18 protein-coding genes are annotated in these 22,011 nt (G+C 65.7%); 8 read left to right on the forward strand and 10 right to left on the reverse strand.

The window, feature by feature from the left end:
- Nucleotides 1–8 precede the first annotated feature (8 nt).
- Entirely contained in the window at nucleotides 9–1,214 is a 1,206-nt protein-coding gene (locus JOF28_RS04625; protein WP_245189869.1) for an NAD(P)H-dependent flavin oxidoreductase, read from the reverse strand.
- A gap of 97 nt (nucleotides 1,215–1,311) precedes the next feature.
- Nucleotides 1,312–1,968, reverse strand: a complete 657-nt coding sequence (gene trmB, locus JOF28_RS04630) for a tRNA (guanosine(46)-N7)-methyltransferase TrmB (RefSeq protein ID WP_245189870.1) — start codon at nucleotides 1,966–1,968, stop codon at nucleotides 1,312–1,314.
- Between the two features lie 180 nt (nucleotides 1,969–2,148).
- Between trmB and aroQ the strand changes: the two genes are divergently transcribed.
- Complete coding sequence (gene aroQ, locus JOF28_RS04635) at nucleotides 2,149–2,589, forward strand: type II 3-dehydroquinate dehydratase (protein ID WP_209704690.1); 441 nt, start codon at nucleotides 2,149–2,151, stop codon at nucleotides 2,587–2,589.
- A gap of 15 nt (nucleotides 2,590–2,604) precedes the next feature.
- Here the strand turns inward: aroQ and JOF28_RS04640 are convergent, their stop codons facing one another.
- Nucleotides 2,605–3,540 (reverse strand): CPBP family intramembrane glutamic endopeptidase, encoded by a 936-nt coding sequence (locus JOF28_RS04640; RefSeq protein ID WP_209704691.1) that lies wholly within the window; start codon nucleotides 3,538–3,540, stop codon nucleotides 2,605–2,607.
- Nucleotides 3,541–3,573: 33 nt separating this feature from the next.
- On the opposite strand from JOF28_RS04640, the gene JOF28_RS04645 reads away from it, so the two are divergent.
- A complete protein-coding gene (locus JOF28_RS04645) occupies nucleotides 3,574–5,946 on the forward strand; it encodes an ATP-binding cassette domain-containing protein (protein ID WP_209704692.1) in 2,373 nt (790 codons plus the stop codon).
- On the opposite strand, the gene JOF28_RS04650 is transcribed toward JOF28_RS04645, so the two are convergent.
- Nucleotides 5,909–6,982 (reverse strand): LOG family protein, encoded by a 1,074-nt coding sequence (locus JOF28_RS04650; RefSeq protein WP_209704693.1) that lies wholly within the window; start codon nucleotides 6,980–6,982, stop codon nucleotides 5,909–5,911. The two genes, JOF28_RS04645 and JOF28_RS04650, sit on opposite strands and share 38 nt — an antisense overlap.
- A 94-nt stretch (nucleotides 6,983–7,076) precedes the next feature.
- Between JOF28_RS04650 and JOF28_RS04655 the strand changes: the two genes are divergently transcribed.
- Nucleotides 7,077–8,549 (forward strand): RNB domain-containing ribonuclease, encoded by a 1,473-nt coding sequence (locus tag JOF28_RS04655; protein WP_209704694.1) that lies wholly within the window; start codon nucleotides 7,077–7,079, stop codon nucleotides 8,547–8,549.
- Between the two features lie 78 nt (nucleotides 8,550–8,627).
- Here the strand turns inward: JOF28_RS04655 and ispG are convergent, their stop codons facing one another.
- The 6 genes from ispG to rsmI all read right to left on the reverse strand — a co-directional run bounded on the left by ispG (nucleotide 8,628) and on the right by rsmI (nucleotide 15,261).
- A complete protein-coding gene (gene ispG, locus JOF28_RS04660; RefSeq protein ID WP_209706778.1) occupies nucleotides 8,628–9,758 on the reverse strand; it encodes a flavodoxin-dependent (E)-4-hydroxy-3-methylbut-2-enyl-diphosphate synthase in 1,131 nt (376 codons plus the stop codon).
- Nucleotides 9,759–9,862: 104 nt separating this feature from the next.
- Entirely contained in the window at nucleotides 9,863–11,326 is a 1,464-nt protein-coding gene (locus tag JOF28_RS04665) for a M50 family metallopeptidase (protein WP_425342485.1), read from the reverse strand.
- A 161-nt stretch (nucleotides 11,327–11,487) separates the two neighbouring features.
- Nucleotides 11,488–12,576: a 1-deoxy-D-xylulose-5-phosphate reductoisomerase gene (gene dxr, locus JOF28_RS04670; protein ID WP_209704696.1), complete on the reverse strand. Its 1,089-nt coding sequence runs from the start codon at nucleotides 12,574–12,576 to the stop codon at nucleotides 11,488–11,490.
- Between the two features lie 109 nt (nucleotides 12,577–12,685).
- Nucleotides 12,686–13,729 (reverse strand): FKBP-type peptidyl-prolyl cis-trans isomerase, encoded by a 1,044-nt coding sequence (locus tag JOF28_RS04675; protein WP_209704697.1) that lies wholly within the window; start codon nucleotides 13,727–13,729, stop codon nucleotides 12,686–12,688.
- Nucleotides 13,730–13,881: 152 nt separating this feature from the next.
- Entirely contained in the window at nucleotides 13,882–14,418 is a 537-nt protein-coding gene (locus JOF28_RS04680) for a hypothetical protein (protein WP_342452080.1), read from the reverse strand.
- 24 nt (nucleotides 14,419–14,442) lie between these two features.
- Nucleotides 14,443–15,261: a 16S rRNA (cytidine(1402)-2'-O)-methyltransferase gene (gene rsmI, locus JOF28_RS04685; protein WP_209704698.1), complete on the reverse strand. Its 819-nt coding sequence runs from the start codon at nucleotides 15,259–15,261 to the stop codon at nucleotides 14,443–14,445.
- Between the two features lie 105 nt (nucleotides 15,262–15,366).
- On the opposite strand from rsmI, the gene JOF28_RS04690 reads away from it, so the two are divergent.
- From JOF28_RS04690 to sufU, 5 genes are all read left to right on the forward strand, one after another.
- Nucleotides 15,367–16,665, forward strand: coding sequence for a DsbA family protein (locus JOF28_RS04690; protein ID WP_209704699.1), 1,299 nt, complete (start codon nucleotides 15,367–15,369; stop codon nucleotides 16,663–16,665).
- A gap of 49 nt (nucleotides 16,666–16,714) precedes the next feature.
- Nucleotides 16,715–17,953 carry an MFS transporter gene (locus JOF28_RS04695; RefSeq protein ID WP_209704700.1) on the forward strand — a complete coding sequence of 413 codons (1,239 nt, stop codon included), beginning with the start codon at nucleotides 16,715–16,717 and terminating at the stop codon, nucleotides 17,951–17,953.
- A gap of 216 nt (nucleotides 17,954–18,169) precedes the next feature.
- Nucleotides 18,170–20,107, forward strand: coding sequence for an HNH endonuclease signature motif containing protein (locus JOF28_RS04700; protein ID WP_209704701.1), 1,938 nt, complete (start codon nucleotides 18,170–18,172; stop codon nucleotides 20,105–20,107).
- Between the two features lie 105 nt (nucleotides 20,108–20,212).
- Complete coding sequence (locus tag JOF28_RS04705) at nucleotides 20,213–21,508, forward strand: aminotransferase class V-fold PLP-dependent enzyme (protein WP_209704702.1); 1,296 nt, start codon at nucleotides 20,213–20,215, stop codon at nucleotides 21,506–21,508.
- Entirely contained in the window at nucleotides 21,505–21,978 is a 474-nt protein-coding gene (gene sufU, locus JOF28_RS04710; protein ID WP_209704703.1) for a Fe-S cluster assembly sulfur transfer protein SufU, read from the forward strand. The genes JOF28_RS04705 and sufU overlap by 4 nt, the downstream gene beginning before the upstream one ends.
- Nucleotides 21,979–22,011: the final 33 nt, after the last annotated feature.

Below are 22,011 nucleotides of genomic sequence, written 5' to 3' on the forward strand. Positions count from 1 at the left end.
AACGGGCGTTATTCAACGGGCGTTAGCTCGCGTACGACCTCGGCGGCCGGGTGCACCCGTGTGATGTGATCGACTCCGAGCCCGGCGTCGACCGGCACCACGGTGAAGTCGCCGGCCGCGCTGGCCGCGCGAAACTCTTGTTTGGCCTGTTCATTGGCCGCGAGCTCGGCCTCGCGCCCGTGCCACTTAACAATGAACGGGGTGTCGATGAGTCGCTCAGGGAAATGGGCGGGCCAGGGCCGATCGAGGGCGATATCGAATACCCGCGTCACCCGGGTATCGCGGCCGTGCGCGGCGATCAGCACCTCGCGGGCCGCGGGTGACACGAGTGACTCGGTACAGGCCGTAAACGCGGTGCCCACCCAGGCGGCCGCTGATCCGGCGTCGAGTACGCGTCGCACATCGGCCGCGGTGCTGATGGCACCGGCGGCCAGCACCGGGATCGACACCGCACCGATCACCTCAGCGAGCAGCGAGCCGAGCGGTTCGCGGTGGTCGCCGTGCCCGCCGCCCTCGAGCCCGCGTGCCACCACGCTGTCGATGCCGGCGGCCTCGGCGGCCCGGGCTTCATCGGCGGTGGCGGCTTGGGTGATGGTGCGAATTCCCATGGCGCGGGCGCGGGTCACCCACTCGGGGGTGCGGCCGCTCACCCAGTCGCCAAAGCTCACCGAAAGCAGGGCGGGGCGGGCAGCAAGGGCGCGCTCAAACATTTCGGGGTCGCGCTCGATGCCCCACCCGACCATGCCGATGCCAAACGGCAGCGGAATGTCAGCATCATCCTCACCCGCAGCCTGATGCGCCGCGGCAAACGCCGCAAGTTCGCGCTCGAGCGCGGCCACAGAGCCCGCGCTGCCCATACCGATCATGCCGAGCCCACCCGCGCGCGACACCGCGTGGGCCAGTGCGCCGCCCGCGACGCCGCCCATCGGTGCACACACAATGGGGGCGGTGATGCCGAGGTCGCGGCTCCACTGGCTGCTGCGGGGGTGATGCGTCACGGTGTCTCCTTGAATATGGGCAAGTGCGTGTGTGCGGGCCCAGCAAAGGTCACGCGGCTGGGTGAGCGTGAGGCGGTCGACGACTTCGCCGCCATCGCAGCGGCGCAACTCGACCGCGGCCGAGGTCTGCGTGACGGTCGACACCCGCCAGGTGCCTCCGTTCAGCTCCCATCGCGCCACCGCTTCGGGGTGCAAGTGTTGTGCGTCATCGCTCATACATTCCAAGGTACCCCCGAGACGCAAATAGCGCCCGAGCAACCGTCATGAATCGACAGTGCTCGAGCGCTATGTGCGTACGCGGTGACCTTTTTGGTTACACCCGCGAGTAGGTCAGGTCGCGAATATCGCGGCCCTTCTGGGTGCCCTTCTGCTCGAACGCGGTGAGGACGCGGCCCTCGTAGCGTTCGGCCCAGTCACCGTCGAAGGCGCGCGTGAACTCGGGGGCTTCGTCGAGCACGTCGCGCATGTGCAGCGCGTACTCTTCCCAGTCGGTGGCGAGGCGCAGCGTACCACCGGGAGCGAGGGCTCGGTGCGCGATGCGCGCAAACTCGGGGCTAATGAGGCGGCGCTTGTGGTGCTTCACCTTGGCCCAGGGATCGGGGAAGAACACCCAGATCTCCTCGACCGAACCTGCGGGCAAGTAGCGCTCGAGCAGCTCGGGGGCGTTGACCTCGGCGAGGCGCAGGTTCTCGACGCCCGCTTCGACCGCACCAAGCACGGTGCGGGCGAGGCCGCCACGAAACACCTCGACGGCCAGGAAGTTGCGCTCGGGGTGGCTCTCGCAGGCGTGCAGAATTGCGTGCCCCTGGCCTGAACCGATCTCAACGGTGAGCGGCGCGTCGCGGCCGAAGAGTTCAACGGGGTCGCCCGTCTCGCCCTCGGCGAGGCTCGCTGCGGCCGGGCCGTTCTTAATGTCGAGCACGTAGCGCCCGTGATCGTCGTCCCATGCGCGCTCCTGCGATGAGGTCATACGGCCACCGCGGCGCACAAAAGACACCGGCTTATCGCGGAACGTCGTCGGATCGTACTGTCTGCGTGTTTGAGGCTGCTCTTCCGTCACCCTATAAAGGTATCGCAGCTTGGGGCTTCCCCGGCGCTACGATGGAAGAAACGACCACGATGGTCGCACAAGCGACGAGGAGACGGCATCATGACGAGACGCATCCTGCTGGTAAACGGCCCCAACCTGAACCTGTTGGGCACCCGCGAACCTGCGATCTATGGCGCAGATACGCTCGCCGATGTTGAGGCGCTCGTGGGCCGCGTCGCCACCGAGTTCGGTCTCGACGTGCGCTGCGTGCAGAGCAATCACGAGGGCGTGCTGATCGACGCGATCCATGCCGCACGCGAAGATTGCGCCGCGGTCATCATCAACGCGGGCGCCTTCACCCACACCTCGGTCGCCATTCGTGACGCGCTCACCGGCGTCGCGCTGCCCGTGGCCGAGGTGCACATCTCAAACGTGCACACCCGTGAGGCGTTTCGCCACGAATCATTCATCTCAGACATAGCTGAGTGCGTGATCGTGGGCTGCGGCGTGCAGGGCTACGATTTCGCGGTGCGGCGCATCGCGGCACTGCTCGCGGGATAACTGCTCGCGCCGCAGTCACCCGGCCAGCGGAAACCAATCAAACAGGGCCGGGTTGTGGGCGTGCACAATCACGGCAAACACAATCGCGTCGAAGAGCAGGTGCACGGTCACCACGTACGCGAGCGATCTGGTGCGCATAAAAATGTATCCCTGCACGAGCGCGAACGGGATCGTGAGCGCGGGCCCCCACGACCGGTAGCCCAGCTCCCACAGAAACGATACAAACACGATCATCTGCAGCACGTTCGCGGTCCACATCGGAAAATGCCGCAGCAGCACCGCAAACACGGTGCAGATGAAGAACAGCTCATCCCAGATGCCCACCGCCCCCACGCCCACAAAGAGCCTGCCGATGAGCTCGGGTGAGTCGACGGCGGGCCAGTTGCGATAGACGCCCGAGCCCATAAAATACCACGGCAGCAGCAGCCAGGCGAGCACAATCACGGCGCCGAGCCAGCCCCAGTGCAGTCGACCCCAGCGGCCGCCGCCCCGCCACGGAAACCCGGTGGCCCGGTCGCGATACAGGTACCGCGACACGAGGTAGGGCACGAGCACCGCGCCCCCGAGCGCGAGCGTAAACCGCACCATCGCACAGTTGTCGAGCTGCGCGGCCAGCGGTATCGTGCGCACGACCGCGAGGCCGATGACGATCAGCGATAGGTCGCGCAGCAGGCTGGGGGCGCGGGGCGCGGCGGGCTGGGATCCGGATCCCGAATCGCCACCCGCCTGCGCGCCGGGCGCAGCGAACGCGCTATCAGGCGCAGCGAGCGCGCTGCCTCGAGCGGCCGCTCCCTTGCCGAGCAGGCCGGCCCAGATCAGCCCGGCCGCGGCGAGTAACGCACCGAGCCACAGCTGCTCGAGCACGAACAGGGCTGGGGCAGCGAGGCACACGAGCAGGGCGGCTGCCGCGTGGGGCAGACGCAGCGGAAGGGTCGAGCGCGCGGCGTGCATGACTCCAGCGTATCGGCGGGTTACTCTTGCCGCATGAGCGATGCACACACCAGAGATGTAGGCCATCCCGCCGACGCACACACCGTGATCAAGGTGCGCGGGGCGCGCGAGCACAACCTGAAGAACATCGACGTCGATCTGCCCAAGCGCAGGCTCACCGTCTTCACCGGCGTCTCGGGCTCGGGCAAGAGTTCGCTTGTGTTCAGCACGATTGCGGCCGAGTCACAGCGCCTCATCAACGAGACCTACAGCACCTTCGTGCAGGGGTTTATGCCGCAGCAGGCCCGCCCCGATGTCGACGTGCTCGAGGGGCTCACGACCGCGATCATCGTCGATCAAGAGCGCATGGGCGCCAACCCCCGCTCCACCGTGGGCACCGCGACCGATGTGAATGCGATGCTGCGCATTGTGTTCTCGCGGCTCGGTGCCCCGCATATTGGGTCGCCCCAGGCATTCTCGTTCAACGTCGCCTCGATCAGCGGCGCGGGCGCCGTCACGATTGAAAAGGGCGGCAAGAAGGTGAAGGAGCGACGCAGCTTCGAGGTGCTGGGTGGCATGTGCAGCACGTGTGAGGGGCGCGGCAGCGTGAGCGATTTCGACTTTGATGAGCTGTACGATGCATCGAAGTCACTCGCCGATGGTGCGCTCAAGGTGCCTGGCTTCAGCATGGATGGCTGGTACGGCCGCGTCTTTGGCGCGGTGCTGCCCATGGACGTCGCGATTCAAGACTTCACCGAAGCGCAGCTGCACGATCTGCTCTACAAAGAACCGATCAAGGTGAAGGCCGACGGCGTCAACCTCACCTATGAGGGCCTCATCCTACGCATTCAAAAGTCGATGCTGTCGAAAGATCGTGACGCGATGCAGCCGCACATTCGCGCCTTCGTCGACCGGGCCATTGTGTTTCGCCCGTGCGCCGCATGCGAGGGCACCCGGTTGAACGATTCGGCCAGATCTTCAAAGATCGACGGCGTATCGATCGCCGATGTCTGCGCGATGCAGATCAGCGACCTCGCCGAGTGGGTGCGGTCGATCAACGACCCCGGGCTCGCCCCGCTGATGGCCAAGCTCGCAGACACCCTCGATTCGTTCGTGCAGATCGGGCTCGGGTACCTCAGCCTCGACCGCCCCACCGGCACGCTCTCAGGTGGTGAGTCGCAGCGCACCAAGATGATTCGGCACCTGGGGTCGGCGCTCACCGACGCCACCTACGTCTTCGATGAGCCGTCGATCGGGCTCCACCCACACGACATTCAGCGCATGAACCAGCTGCTGCTCAAGCTGCGCGACACCGGCAATACGGTGCTCGTAGTCGAGCACAAACCCGAGATGATTCAGATCGCCGATCAGGTGATTGATCTCGGCCCCCGGGCCGGTGCCTTAGGCGGCGAGGTCTGCTTTGTGGGCTCGGTGGCGGGGCTGCGTGCCTCGGGCACGCTCACCGGCACGCACATGGATGACCGCGCCCGGGTGAAGGAGACCGTGCGGCAGGCGACTGGTGCGATCGAGGTGCGCGGCGCCAATGAGCACAATCTGCGCGACATCGATGTCGATGTGCCGCTCGGGGTGCTGTGCGTCGTGACCGGCGTGGCCGGATCGGGCAAGAGCTCCCTCATTCGCAGTTCGGTGTCGGGCCGCGACGGGGTTGTCACCGTCGATCAGGGCGCGATCAAGGGGTCACGCAGGTCGAACCCGGCGACATACACGGGGCTGCTCGATCCCGTGCGCACCGCGTTTGCGAAGGCCAACGGGGTGAAGCCCGCACTGTTCAGCGCGAACTCCGAGGGTGCCTGCCCCGAGTGCAAGGGCGCCGGCATCATCTTCACTGACCTCGGCATGATGGCGACGATGGAGAGCGTCTGCCCCGTGTGTGACGGGCAGCGCTTTGATGCGGCCGTGCTCGAGTACACGCTCGGCGGCAAGAACATTGCTGAGGTGCTCGACCTGTCAATGTCTGAGGCGCACGAATTCTTCGCGCAGCCCGATTCAAAGATCCCGAAGGCCGTCAAGATTCTCGATCGCTTAGTCGACGTGGGCATCGGCTATATCAAGCTGGGCCAGTCGCTCTCGACGTTGTCGGGCGGCGAACGGCAACGCCTGAAGCTTGCCATTCACATGCTCGAAGATGCCGAGGTGTATGTGCTCGACGAGCCCACCACCGGCCTGCACCTCGCCGATGTGCAGCAGCTGCTGGGCCTGCTCGATCGCCTCGTTGACGCGGGCAAGAGCGTCATCGTGGTCGAGCATCACCAGGCGGTGATGGCCCACGCCGACTGGATCATTGATCTCGGCCCCGGCGCCGGGCACGAGGGCGGCCGCATCGCGTTCACGGGCACCCCCGCGGCCCTCATCGCCGACGGGTCAACGCTTACCGGTCAGCACCTGGGGTCGTACGTGCGTCAGTAATCGGTGGGGCGCTCGCGAATGCGTTGAGCGCCCGAATCACCCGGTCTAGATCGCCCACCGCGCGGCGTCGCGGGGTGAAGACGATGCGCGGCAATTCAAGCCGATCATTGTCCTTCACCTCGGGGGCGAGCGGGCTCGTCACCCGAATCTCGCCGCTGTCGAGCAGCCCCGAGAACCGAGCATTCAGCTGTGCTATTTCTCCCGCAGTCGGGGTGGCCTTGAGTCGCATCACGAGCTCATCGCCAACCCAGCGCAGCGAGTCATAGTTGCGCCAGAAGCCCAAGACCTCGGCGGTCGCGGTCTCGGCCGAGTCGGTGATGACCACGCGGTCAAGGTCGCCGGCCGAGATATAGCCGCCGCCCGCGAGCTCTTGCGTGATGAACGCGGCGAAGTGACTCCAGTAGGTGCCACCGGGGCGATCCAGCAGCACGATCGGCACCGGGTCCATCTTGCCCGTCTGCTGCAGCGTCAGCAGCTCAAATGTTTCGTCCATGGTGCCAAAGCCGCCGGGCAGGCACACGAAGCCGCTCGATTCTTTCACGAGCATCAGCTTGCGGGTGAAGAAGTACTTCATCACGACGTTGTTGGCGTCGACGGTGTTACCTTCGGCGTCGAGGGCTTCTTCGAAGGGCAGTCGGATCGAGACGCCCAGCGATTTCTCGGCGCCCGCGCCATCTGCGGCGGCCTCCATAATGCCGGGGCCCGCCCCGGTCACCACCATCCAGTGGCGGGCCGAGAGCTGCTGCGCCACCTTCTCGGTGTTGGCCCACAGCGGATCATGCGACTGGGTGCGGGCCGAGCCAAACACGGTCACCTTGGGGGTGTTCGTGTAGGGGGCGAAGAGTTTGAACGCGGCGCGCATCTCTTCGATCGCCGCCGACGTGATCTTCAGGTTGAGGCGCGACGTGTCATCGGTGCTCAACCCCACCCCGGCTTCAAGAATGCGGCGCACGAGCGCGCGGTGTTTCGTCACACCCGCGGCGGTCAAAAAGGTATCGATGGCATCGGCGGCGGCTGGCGTCACTGGCATACTCATGCCCCCAGTCTAGGAGTGCAGCATATTTATTGGCCTGAGTTTGCCAATGTTTCATTCCTAGCCTCTGCGGGGGCCGCGCCGGTAGGCTGAGGCCATGCCCCATAGGCGCTCACACCTCAGCCACCGTGATGAACACGGCCTCCTCGAATCGGCGCTTCAGGCGCTGCGCACCGCGAACAATGTGCCGGTCGATTTCACGGCGGCCGCACGCCTCGAGGCGGAGGCTGCCGCGGTGGCACCACCCGAACCGCCCGCGCTCGACCTACGTCATATCCCGTTCGTCACGCTCGACCCCGCGAGTTCTCGCGACCTCGATCAGGCGTTTCACCTCGAGCGCAACGGCACAGGCTGGCTGCTGCGCTACGCGATCGCCGATGTGCCGAGCTTCGTCACCCCGGGCGGCGCGCTCGATGCCGAGGCCAGGCGCCGCGGCCAAACGCTGTATCTGCCCGATGGTTCGGTGCCGCTGCACCCCCGCGTGCTCAGCGAGGGCCGCGCTTCGCTGCTCCCCGACGAAGATCGCACCGCATACGTGTGGACCATCCCCACCGACGCATCAGGGCGAGCCTCGTTCGAGGGCGGGCAGGTGGACGCGCCCAGGGTCGAGCGAGCCCAAGTGCGCTCGGTCGCGAAGCTCGACTATGTTTCGGCCCAGGCCGGCGTCGATGCGGGCACTCCCCGGCCCGAAATCGCGCTGCTGCAAGCCTTTGCCACACTGCGCATCGCCGAGGAGCGGCGCCGCGGCGGGGCCAGCCTCAACATGGCCGACGAAGAGATCGTGTGCAATGACGGTGAATACCGCATCGAGCGCAGCTTCCCGCTGCCCGTCGAAGACTGGAACGCGCAGCTCTCGCTCCTCACCGGCATGACCGCGGCGTGCATCATGCTCGACGGCGGCATCGGCATTATTCGCACGATGCCGCCGCCCGACGCGGCAGCGCTCGCAGAGTTTCGCACCCGCGTGACGGCGCTCGGGCAGCAGTGGCCGAACGCTTTACCCTACGGCGAATATCTGCGCACAATCAACCGCGACACCGCCGCGGGCGTCGCGGTGCTGCACGCCGCGGCGGGCCTGTTTCGTGGCGCCGGATACGCGGTCTTCGGGGTGCCCGACGCAAACGGCACGATGCTGCAGCCGCCCGCGCACATCGCACAGGCGGCGATCGCGGCCCCCTACGCGCACGTCACGGCGCCGCTGCGGCGCCTCGTGGACCGCTGGGGGCTCGTCATCTGCGAGGCACTGTGCGCGGGCCGCCAGGTGCCCGCGTGGGCGAGTGCGAGCCTCCCCGAGATTCCCGCGCTCATGCGCGCATCCGCGTCGTTCGCCGGCCAGCTGGGCGCGGCCGCGCTCGACATGGTCGAGGCCGCACTGCTGCAAGAGCATGTTGGTAAGACGATCGAGGTGACGGTGCTCGAGGCACGCGGCTCCGGATCGCGCGTGCAGATCACCACCCCGCCCGTAACGGCGCGCACCACGGGTCGCGCGCTGACGCCCGGTACCCAAGGCCGGGTGCGGGTGGTGCGGGCAGATATCGCCTCGGGCGTGATCGAACTCGAGGCCGCATAACGCAACAGCCCGCCCAGATATCTGGGCGGGCTGTATGCGTACGGTCACACGCGCTCAAAGCGGCAACCGTGACGGGTGCTAGTAGGTGAGCACCTCGGGTGCGCCCGATTCAGCCTTGTGGCCGATCTCGGCAGCCAACCGGTTCGCTTCCTCGATGAGGGTCGCCACGATCTCAGACTCGGGCACGGTCTTGATGACCTCGCCTTTGACAAAGATCTGTCCCTTACCGTTACCCGAGGCAACCCCCAGGTCGGCCTCGCGAGCCTCACCCGGGCCGTTCACAACGCAGCCCATCACGGCAACGCGCAGTGGCACGGTCATACCTTCGAGGCCCTTGGTGACCTCTTCGGCGAGCGTATACACGTCGACCTGTGCGCGGCCACACGACGGGCACGAGACGATCTCGAGCTTGCGTTCGCGTAGGTTGAGCGACTGCAGAATCTGCATGCCCACCTTCACCTCTTCAACGGGGGGCGCCGACAGCGATACACGAATCGTGTCGCCGATGCCCTCGGAGAGTAGAATGCCGAACGCGGTCGCGCTCTTGATGGTGCCCTGAAACGCGGGGCCGGCCTCGGTGACGCCGAGATGCAGCGGCCAGTCGCCACGCTCTGCGAGCATACGGTAGGCCTTCACCATCACGATCGGGTCGTTGTGCTTGACCGAGATCTTGAAGTCGTGAAAGTCGTGCTCTTCGAACAACGAGGCTTCCCACACGGCGCTCTCCACAAGCGCCTCGGGGGTGGCCTTGCCGTACTTCTGCAGCAGACGCGGGTCGAGCGATCCGGCGTTCACGCCGATGCGCAGCGAGGTGCCAGCTGCCTTCGCGCGCTTCGCGATCTCACCGACCTGGTCGTCGAACTTACGAATATTGCCCGGGTTCACGCGCACTGCGGCGCAACCGGCATCGATCGCAGCGAACACGTAGTTCGGCTGGAAGTGGATGTCGGCGATCACGGGGATTTGGCTCTTCATCGCAATGATCGGCAACGCTTCAGCGTCGTCGCGGCTGGGGCAGGCGACGCGCACAATGTCGCAACCGGCCGCCGTCAGCTCAGCGATCTGCTGCAGCGTCGCGTTGATGTTCGTCGTAGGCGTGGTGGTCATCGACTGCACCGAAACAGGTGCGTCGCCACCGACCATGACTGAACCCACCTTGATCTTGCGGGTGTTTCGCCTAGGGGAAAGGATTTCAGGAACCTTCGGCATACCGAGATTAATTGCTGCCACGAACACGATTCTAGTCACGTCGGCTGCGTGCTCGTTGAGCGTGCCCCAATTCAGCCCCGATTACACCCGCTTTTCAGCCAGCTTCACCCGAAGAGCGAGACCGGTTTCACGAGATCGGCGTAGACGAGCAGGAGGCTCATCGCGCCCATCACGATCACGACGACAAAGGTGACGGGCACCATCTTTGCGGTGTCGACGGGACCGGGGTCGGCTTTACCGAAGAGCTTCGCGAGGCGGCGTTTCGCCCCCTCGTACAGAGCGCCCGCGATGTGGCCGCCGTCGAGCGGCATCAGGGGAATCAGGTTGAACACAAACAGGGCGACGTTGAGCGAGCCGAGCAGCATCACTAGGGTCTGGGCGCGGGCGGCGATCTCCATCTCGCCCGAGCTTGCGACCTCACCGGCAATGCGGCCCACCCCGACAACGCTGATGGGGCCGTTGGGGTCGCGTGCTTCAGACCCGAAAGCGGCGTTCCACACGTCAACCATGCGATCGGGCAGACGCACCACGATCCCCACGACATGCTCGATGTTTTGCCCCACCTGTGCGGGCACCGCGGTGATAGGCTGGCGCACCCGCGCGCTCGCCGGAGAGGCACCAATCATGCCGACGGTTTCGGTGAGGGCAACGCCCGCGGCATCGGTGGCCACCTTGCCCGCCTCGTCAACGACCAGGCGGGTATTGGGCACGGGGGTGAGGGTGACGTGCTCTTCGCTGCCTGCGCGCTCGATCAGCAGATCAAGCGGGGTGCCGGGGGCGGCGCTGACGGCGTCGCGAAACTGCTCCCAGCTGCCCATGTTTACGCCGTCGATCTCGAGGATCGTGTCGCCCGGGCGCAGCCCGGCCGCCGCCGCGGGGGCGGCGGTATCGGTCGCGTCACAGCTGGTAGCGGTGCTCGTGGCGGGCAGCAGACACTCGTTCACCTGGCCGAGCGTAGTGGTGAACTGCGGCACCCCAAAGCCCACGAACACGATGGCGAAGAACACGAACGCGAGCACGAGGTTCATCAGCGGGCCGCCCAGCATGATGATGATTTTCTTCCACACCGCGAGGCGGTAGAAGGTGCGGTGGTCTTCGCCTTCGTCGATGGTTTCGGCGCTCGCGAGGCGTGCGTCATCGACGAGACCGGCAATGCCGCGGCGCAGCTCGAGCTCATCGGCGGCAGGGTGCCGGCCCGCGGGTGCCGCGCCATCGATGGTGTCGGCGGCAGCCTCCAGGGTCGCCGCGCCCCCAGCCTTGCCCGTGGGCGCGCCCTCTTCGACGACCGAGTTCAAAAACCCGGTGGTCGATGCGCGGGGCGCCTCCCCCGGTCGTTGCGGCGGATACATTCCGGTCATCGCGACGTAACCGCCAAGCGGAATCATCTTCACGCCGTACTCGGTTTCGCCCTTGCGGCGCGACCACACGGTTCTGCCAAAGCCCACCATGTACTGGGTCACCTTGACGCCGAAGAGCTTGGCGGGCACCAGATGCCCGATCTCATGCAGCCCAATAGACACGGCAAGTCCAATGAGGATGATTACAATCCCCAGCACGTAGAGCAGCACGTCAATCACGGGTTTAGGCTACTGGCTGCCACTGTGTAGTTTCGGGGAGACAGCTGTGCCCGCGCACGGGCGGGGGTGCAATCGCGCGATGCTGATCCGGATCACGATCGCGCCGCCCCACCTCCGCCTGCCCCGCTGCGGCCTGACGCGCAGCCGCGGCGTTAGCGGGCGCGGGCCGCGATCACGAGCTGGGCCCGCTCGCGTGCCCAGCGTTCGGCTTCGGCGAGCGATTCGAGCGTGAGCTGTGCCGGGGCCTCGTGTACCTCGAGCACCGCGCGAATGATGTCGACGATGTCGGTGAAGCCGATGCGGCCGTCGTGGAAGGCATCGACGGCCTCTTCGTTGGCGGCGTTAAACACGGCCGGGAAGGTTTTGCGGGCGCGGCCCACCTCTTTGGCGACGTCGACGGCGGGGAATGCCTCGCTGTCGAGCGGCTCGAAGTCCCAGGAGGTCGCCTTGGTCCAGTCAATCGGGGCGCCCACGCCGCCGAGGCGCTCGGGCCAGGTAAGCCCCAGCGCGATGGGCAGGCGCATATCGGGCGGTGAGGCCTGCGCGATCGTCGATCCGTCGATGAACTCGACCATCGAGTGCACGATCGACTGCGGGTGCACCACCACGTCAATGTTGCCGTATGAGACGTCGAAGAGCAGGTGCGCCTCGATCACTTCGAGGCCCTTGTTGACGAGCGTCGCCGAGTTGGTGGTGACGACGCGGCCCATGTTCCAGGTGGGGTGCGCGAGCGCCTGCGCGGGGGTGACGTGTTCGAGCTCTGCGCGGGTGCGGCCGCGAAACGGGCCACCTGAGGCGGTGAGCACGAGGCGGCGCACCTCGCCCGCAGTGCCCGAGCGCAGCGCCTGCGCGATGGCCGAGTGCTCAGAATCGACGGGCACGATCTGACCGGGGGCCGCGAGCTCGCGCACGAGGTCACCACCCACGATCAGCGATTCTTTATTTGCGAGGGCGAGCGTGCGCCCGGCCTTCAGCGCGGCGATCGTCGGGGCGAGCCCCACCGAACCGGTGATGCCGTTGAGTACCACGTCGGCCTCGACGTCTTCGATGATCTGCACCGCGCCGTCGGCACCGAGCGCTGTGTGTTCGACATTGAATTCTTCGGCCTGCTCGGCCACACGCTCGGCGTTCGTGCCCGCCACCAACCCGGCGATTTGAAACTTCGCGGGATTCGCACGAATCACGTCGAGCGCCTGCTCGCCAATCGAACCTGTGGACCCCAAAATGATGACGCGCTTCATAGTTCCATTGTGCCGGATCCCGCTGTGCGCAGACAGCAAATCGCCCCTGTGAAGTGCTCCCTATGACCGGGAGCTCACCACAGGGGCGACTCAGTATTACTTCTGAAACCTACTTGGCGTCGGCGTGAACCGTACCAAGAATATCGAGCACGAAGACCATGACGTCATCGGGTTCGTGGCCCATCTGGGTCAGTCCATCAGCACCGTAGCCGCCGTCTTCAGCGGGCACCACGGAGATGATCTGCGAGCCGACCTTCTGACCTTCAAGCGCCTGCTGGAAGCCACCGATCACTCCGGTTGTGGTGAAGTTTGCGGCTTCGCCGCGGCTCCAGCTGGAGTCAAACTCTTCGCCCGTGCGCCAGATCACTCCGCGGTAGTTGACGTACACGCGGTCACCGGGCTCGACGGTTTCGCCGTCGCCCTCGATGATCGTGGCGACCTCGAGCTTCTTCGGGGCATCGCCCTTGGGCATCGTGATCGTCGGTGCGCCGTCTTTCGCGAGCTTCACCGTGGGGAACCCCTCGGGAGCATCCTTGGCGGTGCCCTCGGCCTTCTTCAATAGCTCATCAGGTTCGAGGGTGCCCGGCTCGTTGGTCGGAGCGACGGGCTCTTCAGCAGCGGCCGCGTCATTGATCTCTTCGACCTGCATCACGATGACGATCGAGTCCTTCTTGGTGAAGCCCTCGAGACCGGTGGCCTCGGGTTCCATCTCAGACCCAAAGAAATCGTTGTAGGGGGCAACAATGCCCACCGTTTCACCGGGCAGCGCGCAGCGCAGGCCCTCGTAGGCCCAGTCGTTGAGCGTGTCCTTCACCAACGGCACGGCGCTCGCGGGCTGCTGCTGAATCGAGGCGCCGGTCTTGCCGTTAAACATCGCCATCGACACGGTGACGCTCTGGCCTTCCTTTGCCACCTTGCCGTCGCCCTCGGTGATCACCGAGCGCTCAAGCTTCTTCGCGGTCACCGGTGCCTTTGACGTGAGCTTTGCGTCAGCGCCGATGTCGCCCGAAACCTTGAGGCTCGAGCTTGCAGAGCCCGACGCGAGACATTCAACACCCGCAGCGTCTTTGGTCGGAGCACCGGCGGCAGAGCATCCGGTCATCAGCAGCGCCCCGGCGAGGGCCGCGGGCAGGAGGGCACGGGAGATGTTCACGATAAGTGGATTCCTAACTCGAGGAGAATCGCCGGCCGCGCCGACGCAGTGGTTGTAGTATTTCGCACCCGGCTAGCCGGGAGCTGGGAGACCCCCGGCGGGCAGCAAGCTGGTGACGCTGCTACCCGGCAGCTCGTAGCCCGGCAGCCCGGTCAGTCGCGTGGAGCGAGCCGCGCCAACAGCGCGCGGGCCGCAAGCACGGCAGCCACGACAAGCAGCGCCAACACGGCCACATCGCAGGCGATGTAAATGTAGTGCCATGGTGACTGCCCGGGATCGCCACCCTGCAGCACCAGATCGGTGCGCGCGTTTAATGGCGGGCGCACAAACACGACCTTAATAACAAACAAAGCGGCGAGCCCCGCCCACACCATCAGGCGGCGCCCGGTGATGCGCGACGCTACCGGCCAAAACGACAGAATCGTCAGCGCAAACAGCAGCAAGCCCTCGGCTACGTTCAGCGCCGAGAACACGAGCCGCCCAATACCTAGCCCGAGCGGAATCGTGATGCCCGGGGCCTGAAACTTCAGCGGAGCCTCAATAAACGAGATCGCGGCGACGAGACCAAACCACAGCACCGGCAACACGAGCCGCCACAGGTCGATGCGCACGGCGCTGCGCTCAAGCGCGTGCAGCTGTGCGCGCTGCTGACTGTTCGAGCTGTTGCGGCGAGCGCTGGACTTCGACACGGGGTCTCCTTGACAGTGGTGAAACTAGTTGCGTGCGGCGAGGGCGGCGGCGTAGAGGTCGCGGGCTGACAGCCCGGTGGCCTCGGCGACCTCGCGGGTGGCGTCTTTCAGGCGGGTGCCCGCGGCGACGCGGTTCTGCACCTCGGCGAGGGCATCCTCGGGTGAGAATACCTTCGCGGCGCCAGCGCCGACCACGATCACGATTTCACCGCGCACGCCCTCGGCTGCCCATTCGGCCAGCTCGGCGAGCCCGCCGCGCTTGACTTCCTCGTGCATCTTCGTGAGTTCACGGCAGACGGCGGCGGGGCGATCCGAGCCAAACACGCGCGCGAAGTCAGCGAGCGTCGCCGCGAGCCGCGAGGGGCCCTCGAAGAACACGAGCGTGCGGCGGTCGTTCGCGAGTTCTTCGAGCGCGCGGGTGCGATCGCCGGCCTTGCGCGGCACGAATCCTTCGAACGCGAAGCGGTCGGTGGGCAGCCCCGAGACCGCGAGCGCGGTCACGACGGCGCTGGGGCCGGGGATGCAGGTGACGTCGACGCCCATCTCGGCGGCGAGCTGTACGACGCGAAATCCGGGATCAGAGACCGTGGGCATACCGGCATCGCTCACGAGCACGATGTCTTCGTCGCGGGCCCGCTCAACGAGAGAGGCGGCGCGCTCGTGTTCGTTGTGGTCGTGCAGCGCGATGAGCTCGGGCCGGTTTTCGATGCCGAGCAGGCGCAGCAGCTGAATGGTGTGGCGCGTGTCTTCGGCTGCGATGACCGTGGCGGCCTCGAAGGTTTCGCGCAGGCGGGCCGACGCATCGCCGAGGTTACCGATGGGGGTGGCAGCGAGCAGAATCATGCTTCCATCGTAGGCGCTGCCGGGTGTGTGAACGGTGCCATGCTTCAGCCTCGCCTCAGCACTGCTTCAGCACCGCCTCAGCACCGGCCTGCGAGAATGGTGCGCATGAGCGATCCCGCAGCGCCCGGTCAGGGCGACCAGACGCCCGCAACGTCACCGTATGAGCCGGCACCTGTGCCTGATGCTGCGGCACCCGCGCCCGCAGTTGATCCGGCGCAGCTGCCTGCTGCGGAGTCAACGCCCGCAGCCAGCTTCGCTCCCGCGCCAGCTGCGGCACCCGTGCGCGCACTGCCGCACCCGAGTCGCGGTATTGCTATTGCCGCGATGGCGGTGGGGCTCGCCTCGATCGTCACCGCGCTGGTGGCCATGCTGTATGCGCCCGTCGCCCTCATTCTGAGTGCGGGGCTCGCGATCGCCGCCATCGTATTGGGCGGCATCTCGATTGCGCGCCGTGCTCCGCGGGCGCCCGGCATCACTGGCCTCGTGGCTGGGTTGGCGACCCTCGCGCTCACCGCGTGCGTGGTGATGTTCGACCTGGGCATGATCGGTGTGCAAGCGTTTAAGGAGGCCACTGCGAGCTCGGGCTTCGGGGCGCCGAACGAGACGGGTGAGGGGCATGGGGCACCTGAGGCTCCGGGGACGCCGGGCGCTCCCGGTCACCCGGATGTTCCTGAGGCACCTGAGGCCCCGGGGGCATCTGACGGTGTCTCGTGGCCCGCGAACTTTGCGAGCGGCGGCATCATGTTCACCGGCGACTCGAAGTCGTCGCTGCGCGTCATCGAATCGGATGCGCTGCCCGACAATTCGTTCCCCAACACCGCCGCACTGGCTGACCGGGCCGATGGCACCTCCCCCGACCGCATTCAGCTATACCTCGATTACCGCTGCCCCGCCTGCCTCATCTTTGAAGAGGCGAACGGCGACACCCTCGAGGAGGCAGCGCTCGCGGGCGCCGTGGTCGAGCTGCAGCCCCTCACCTTCCTTGACCAGGCCTCTGCTGGCAGCTACTACTCATCACGCGTCGCCGGAGCGATGGCCTGCGTGGCCGAGCGCGAGCCCGATCTCGCGTGGACCGCGCACCGCGCCCTATTGCACCCCGATTTCCAGCCCGCCGAGGGCATCAAGGGCCCCGACAACGCTGCGCTGGTCGAACGTATCGAGGGGGCCACGGGTGGGTTGCAACGCGACACCCGATCCTGCATCGCTCATGAGCAGCACGTCACCTTCGCCCAGGCCTTGAGTAACTGGCACAGCACCAACCCGGTGCCGCGGGCCGCAAACCCCGAGCTGCGGGTCACCGGCACGCCCCTCGTGGTCGTGAACGGTGTGGCCTACCCCGGCAGCATCGACGATGCAGATGAGTTCATGAAGTTCCTCACACAGCAGGGTGTTGATCTACCGTAAGCACCGAGTCACGAGGCTGACAGGCATCGCCTGTTAGACTCGCTCGGCTATGGAGAATTCGAACGCGCAAGATCAGGTCACCGTTATTTCGCGCACCGGATTCGCGTATTTCCCGATCGCGCTGATGGCCCGGCTGCCGTTTGCGATGGTCGTGATCGGGGTGCTCACGCTGGTCGTTTCGGCCCGCGGATCGGTCGAGCTTGGCGGCTTCGCTTCGGCATCGGTGGGTCTCGGCGTTGCGTGCTGCGGGCCACTGCTGGGTGCTGCGGCCGACCGCTTCGGTCAGCGCCCCATGCTGCTGTTGGCCGGCGCGGTGAACGCGGTATTGCTCGGCGTGCTCGCCTGGGTGGCGTTCAGCACGCTGCCCATGTGGGCCGTGTTCTTCTCGGCGTTTCTTGTCGGCGCTTCGGTGCCGCAGATCTCGCCCATGTCGCGGGCCCGGCTCGTCGGCATCATTTCGTCTCAGCTGCCGGCCGCACGCAGGTCACGGTCGCTGTCATCGACTTTTGCGTATGAATCGGCGGCCGACGAGGTCATCTTTGTCTTTGGTCCCGTGACCGTAGGTCTGCTCGCCACGGCGTTTGGGGCGTGGGCGCCGGTGATCGGCGCCGGCGTGCTCACGCTGATTTTCGTGACGGCATTCGCGCTGCACCCCACCGGAGCCAAGGCCCAGGTCGAAGAAGGCACCGTCACCTATGTGGCCCCGGTCTCGCAGCTGTGGCGCCCCACACTGCTACTCACCGTCATCGGTATCCTCGCGGTCGGCATGTTCTTTGGTTCGATGCTCACCTCGCTCACCGCTTTCATGCAGGATCGCGGCGATGCCGAACAGGCCGGCCTGATCTACGGCGTGATGGGAGTGGGGTCGGCGATCTTTGCGGTGGGCGTCGCCTGGCTCTCCCCGAAGTTCACGCTGCGGGCGCGCTGGCTCGTGTTCGCGCTGCTGATCTTTGGCGGCGCACTGTTCCTGCAAACTGCGCACGATCTCCCCCGCATGATCCTCGCGCTCGCGGTGATGGGCATTGGTATTGGCCCGCTGCTCGTCACGCTGTACAGCTTTGGCGCGCACCGCACCCCCGCCGGCCGCGGAGCCACGGTCATGGCGATGCTCGGCACCGGCATCATGGTGGGCCAGTCGTTCACCGCCGCGGTCGCGGGCGTGGTCGCTGAGCACGTCAGCACCCAGGCCTCGCTGCTGCTGCCGCTGTTGGCGGCAACCATCGCGGTCGCGGCTGGCGTGGTGAACTGGTTCCTCACCCCGGCCGGGCCTGAGCCCGAACTGGGCTAGTTTCTGGGCTCTATTCTGCCGCCCCAAGCTCCGGATCGCGGCTGACGCCGCAGTTTCGCACCCCCTCGATATTGATTTGTCAATGGGGTCACCTCGCCACCCTTGAATGTCCGAGGCATGGTGTCTAATGAAAATATGACCACCCCACCGACAGGTGATGATCACTTCAACACCTCACCGAACTCCCCCTCACCGAAGAGGCGTGGGCCCTCACGGGTGGAGTTCGTCGGTTCTGTTCCTGACGACGCAGAGCTGGCACGCACTGCTGAAATCCGTGAGGCGTTCGTCGCCGAGACCCAGGCGATCTCACGACTCGAAGCGTCGAAGGCCAGGCACTTGGCAGAGCTGCAGCAGCTGGTATTGAACCGCACGCAAGTCGACAGCGAGATCAGTATCGGGCTGCGGTCAAAGGCCGCAGAACTCGCGGTATCGGCGGGGGTGAGCGATCGGGCGCTCGTGCGTCAGATGGGTGATGCGTATCAACTCGTCCACGATTTCCCAGCGACACTGACCGCACTTGAGACTGCGGCGATCACCGTGCAGCATGTGCGAGCGATCGTGGGCGAAGGCGACATCGTCGACCCGGCCAAGCGCGAAGAATACGAGACCCGGTGTGTGGCAGTCGCAGCAGAAACCAGCCCGGGCCGGTTGCGCATCAAAGCAAAGGCCCTCGCGCAACAACTCACCCCGCACACGATTGACGAGCTGCATCACATGGCGGCCGCCGAACGGTCGGTCTGTGTCTACGAACTGCCGCACGGCATGGCAGAACTCGTGGCGGTCGTGCCCGCGGTCATCGCCTTCGCCATTCAAGACATGCTGCAGAAGGCGGCGAAAGCGGCCAGGCGCCTTGAGGTCGCGAAGGACCGCGAGCGCGCAGCCTACGCAGACGCAACAGATCACACAGACACCACAGGCACCGCAGGCTCCGCAGATACTTCAGACGCCTCAGACCCAGCCTCAGCCTCAGCCTCAGCCTCAGCCTCAGCCTCAGGCCAGGCAGCCGGCACTTCGACTTCCACCTCAACACTCGACATCAAGAAGGCCACGATCGCCGATGAGCTGGGGATTCACATTCCCGAGGCCACTGAACTTCCGGCCAATTATGACGAGTTGACGCCTGCTGCGCAGCGCGAGGCCAGGGCTCGCGTGAACAAGGCAAAGGGTGGCACTGTGAAACGCACCCTGGGGCAGTTTCGGGCCGACATCTTCGCAGAACTTCTTCTCACCGGATCCCTGGACCCAGGAAGAGATACCCGAGGAAGTGTCCCGGTCGCACAGCCCCTCCAACCTGATCCAACATCTCAAGCAACTTCAACCGGTTCAGCGCCACCAACCAGCTCACCGCTTCAAACAGATTTGGATCCACCACCTGGGTCAGCTCCACCAGCCACTTCGGCCGGCCCCAACAGGCAAAGCACCCAGACTCGGCTCGCAATCGCGGGTATCCAAGCCAATATTTCGATCGTGATCCCGGTCGGTGGCACCGCCACCCTCGAAGGATATGGGCCTATCGATTCCGACACCGCCCGGGCATTTACAGCCATCGCACCTGGCTGGGACGCGGTTGCGCTCACCGAAAACGGTGAGGTGCTGGCGACTGAACGACGGCAACCCACCGAAGCGATGCGGCGGGTACTTCACGCCAGAGATCTCCACTGCAGATTCCCCGGCTGCACGCGACCCGTCGCATCCTGCGAAATCGATCACACCAGCGACTGGGCGCAGGGCGGCCCCACCGAGATTTCAAATCTCGAGTTTTTGTGCAAACAACACCACGCGCTCAAGCACCCCGATCTTCCGCCCCAATCAAAATGGCGAGTGACTCAAGACGACGAGGGAACCCTCCTCTGGACCAGCCCCACCGGGGCGCAGTACGCCGACCACCCCGAACATCCCTTTCACCCCGTTCCACAGGAGAACTCTGGGAACACCCCAGAGGATGATCGGGGGAATGATCCGGGGGATGATCCGGAAACAACCCCGGGAAGTATCCCAGGATCTGACCCCTGGTTCATCGACATCGACAGCGACACCGACACCGACACCGACACCGACACCGACAGCGGCGAAGCTGGTCTTAGCGCCGAAGCTGACCTCAGTGCCGAGTCCCGAGACCTCCCCGGATTCGGGCCGGGATTTCCTACCAATTAGCATTCAGATGCGCTCAGCGCGTACACGCCGACACCCTTTCACGGAATAGTCTGATGTTGCAGCCCGTTACACCGGGAGTCAGCCGTCAATGGGAGAATGGAATACATGTCAGCCCTTTCTGCCGCAGAGGTCCAAGACCTCCGCGCCGCATTTCCTTACTTCGCCGCGCAACCCGCGCCGGGCACACTAGCTCCCGCGTACCTCGATTCGGCCGCAACCTCGCAACGCCCTGCAGCGGTGCTCGATGCTGAACGTCGATTCTTGGAGACTTCCTACGCCGCGGTACACCGCGGCACCAGCGGCGCTGTTGGCGAAGCCACGATGGCGTTCGAAGGGGCCCGCGCCAAGGTCGCAGCATTTGTGGGGGCAGCTACCCCCGAGCAAATCGTGTGGGCAGAGAACGCCACCGATGCCCTCAACATCGTGACGCTCGGCATTGGTGAGGCCAACGCTGGCCTCGGTGTTGCCGGTTCTGAGCGCTTCGCGCTTGGCACGGGCGACGAGATCTTGATCACCGAGGCAGAGCACCACGCCAACCTGATTCCGTGGCAGCGCCTCGCCGCGAAGACCGGCGCAACCCTGCGCTTCATTCCGGTGAACGAACACGGCACCTGGAGCCTCGACGATGCGCGCGCTGCCCTCACCGAGCGCACCCGCATCTTTGCGTTTGCCCACGTGTCAAACGTGACCGGTTTTGTGGCTCCCGTCGCTGAGCTCGTTGAGCTGGCCCGCAGCGTTGGCGCTGTGACCGTGCTCGACGCCTGCCAGTCAGTGCCGCATATCCCCGTTGATTTCGCCGCACTCGGCGTCGACTTCGCCGCGTTCTCGGGCCATAAGATGCTCGGCCCCAACGGCATCGGCGTGCTGTATGGCACACCCGAGATGCTCGCCGCGCTCCCGCCGTCACGCACCGGTGGTTCAGCCATCACCCGCGTCACCATGGAGTCGGCCGAGTTCATGCCGGCGCCATTCAAGTTCGAGCCTGGCACCCAGCCGGTGTCTCAGGCGGTGGGCCTCGGCGCCGCCGTCGATTTCCTGTCGGCCGTAGGCATGGACCGCGCAGCGGCTCGTGAACACGAACTCGTTGAGCGGCTCGTGGCCGGTATCGAAGCGACCCCTGGGTTGCGTCTGCTGGGCCCTGCTGGCACCACTAACCGCATCGCCCTCGCCTCAGTTTCAGTTGAGGGTCTGCACGCCCACGACGTGGGCCAGTACCTTGACGAGCAGGGAGTGCTCGTGCGCGTGGGTCACCACTGTGCGCAGCCGCTACACCGCGCATTTGGCATCGCGTCCAGTACGCGTGCCAGTGTGCATCTCACCACCACAGAAGACGAGGTCGATCGGTTCCTCGACGCGCTCCGCGGCGCCCAGCGGTACTTCGGAGTGGAGGTGTCAGCGTGAGCGCGCTTGACGGTCTGTACCAAGAACTAATTCTCGATCATTCAAAGCGACCCATCGGCAAGGGCGACCTCGCCGAACACCCGGGTGCGCACACTGCGTCACACCACGAGTTCAATCCGAGCTGTGGCGACGAGATCGATGTATCGATCGCGGTTGACCCCGCCACTGGCCGCATTTCTCAGCTCGCGTGGCAGGGGCAGGGATGCTCCATTTCGATGGCATCGGCTTCGATTCTCGCGCAGCTCGTGCGCGATGAAGAGCTCACCATTGACACCGCGCGTGCCAAGATCGGGGCGTTCCGCGAGATGATCCAGTCACGCGGCGAAGGCGAACCCGACGAAGACGTGCTCGGTGACGCGATCGCCCTGCACGGTGTCGCAAAGTTCGTGATGCGCGTGAAGTGCGCCATGCTCGGCTGGGTGGCGCTCGAAGCCGACCTGGTGAAGGTTGAGGCACAGGCTACGGCTTAACTCCCTTCGACCACATGTGAGGCCGTGGCCCGA

Origin of the sequence: Leucobacter exalbidus (genome assembly GCF_017834145.1) — a bacterium.
GTDB classification, from domain to species: Bacteria; Actinomycetota; Actinomycetes; order Actinomycetales; family Microbacteriaceae; genus Leucobacter; species Leucobacter exalbidus.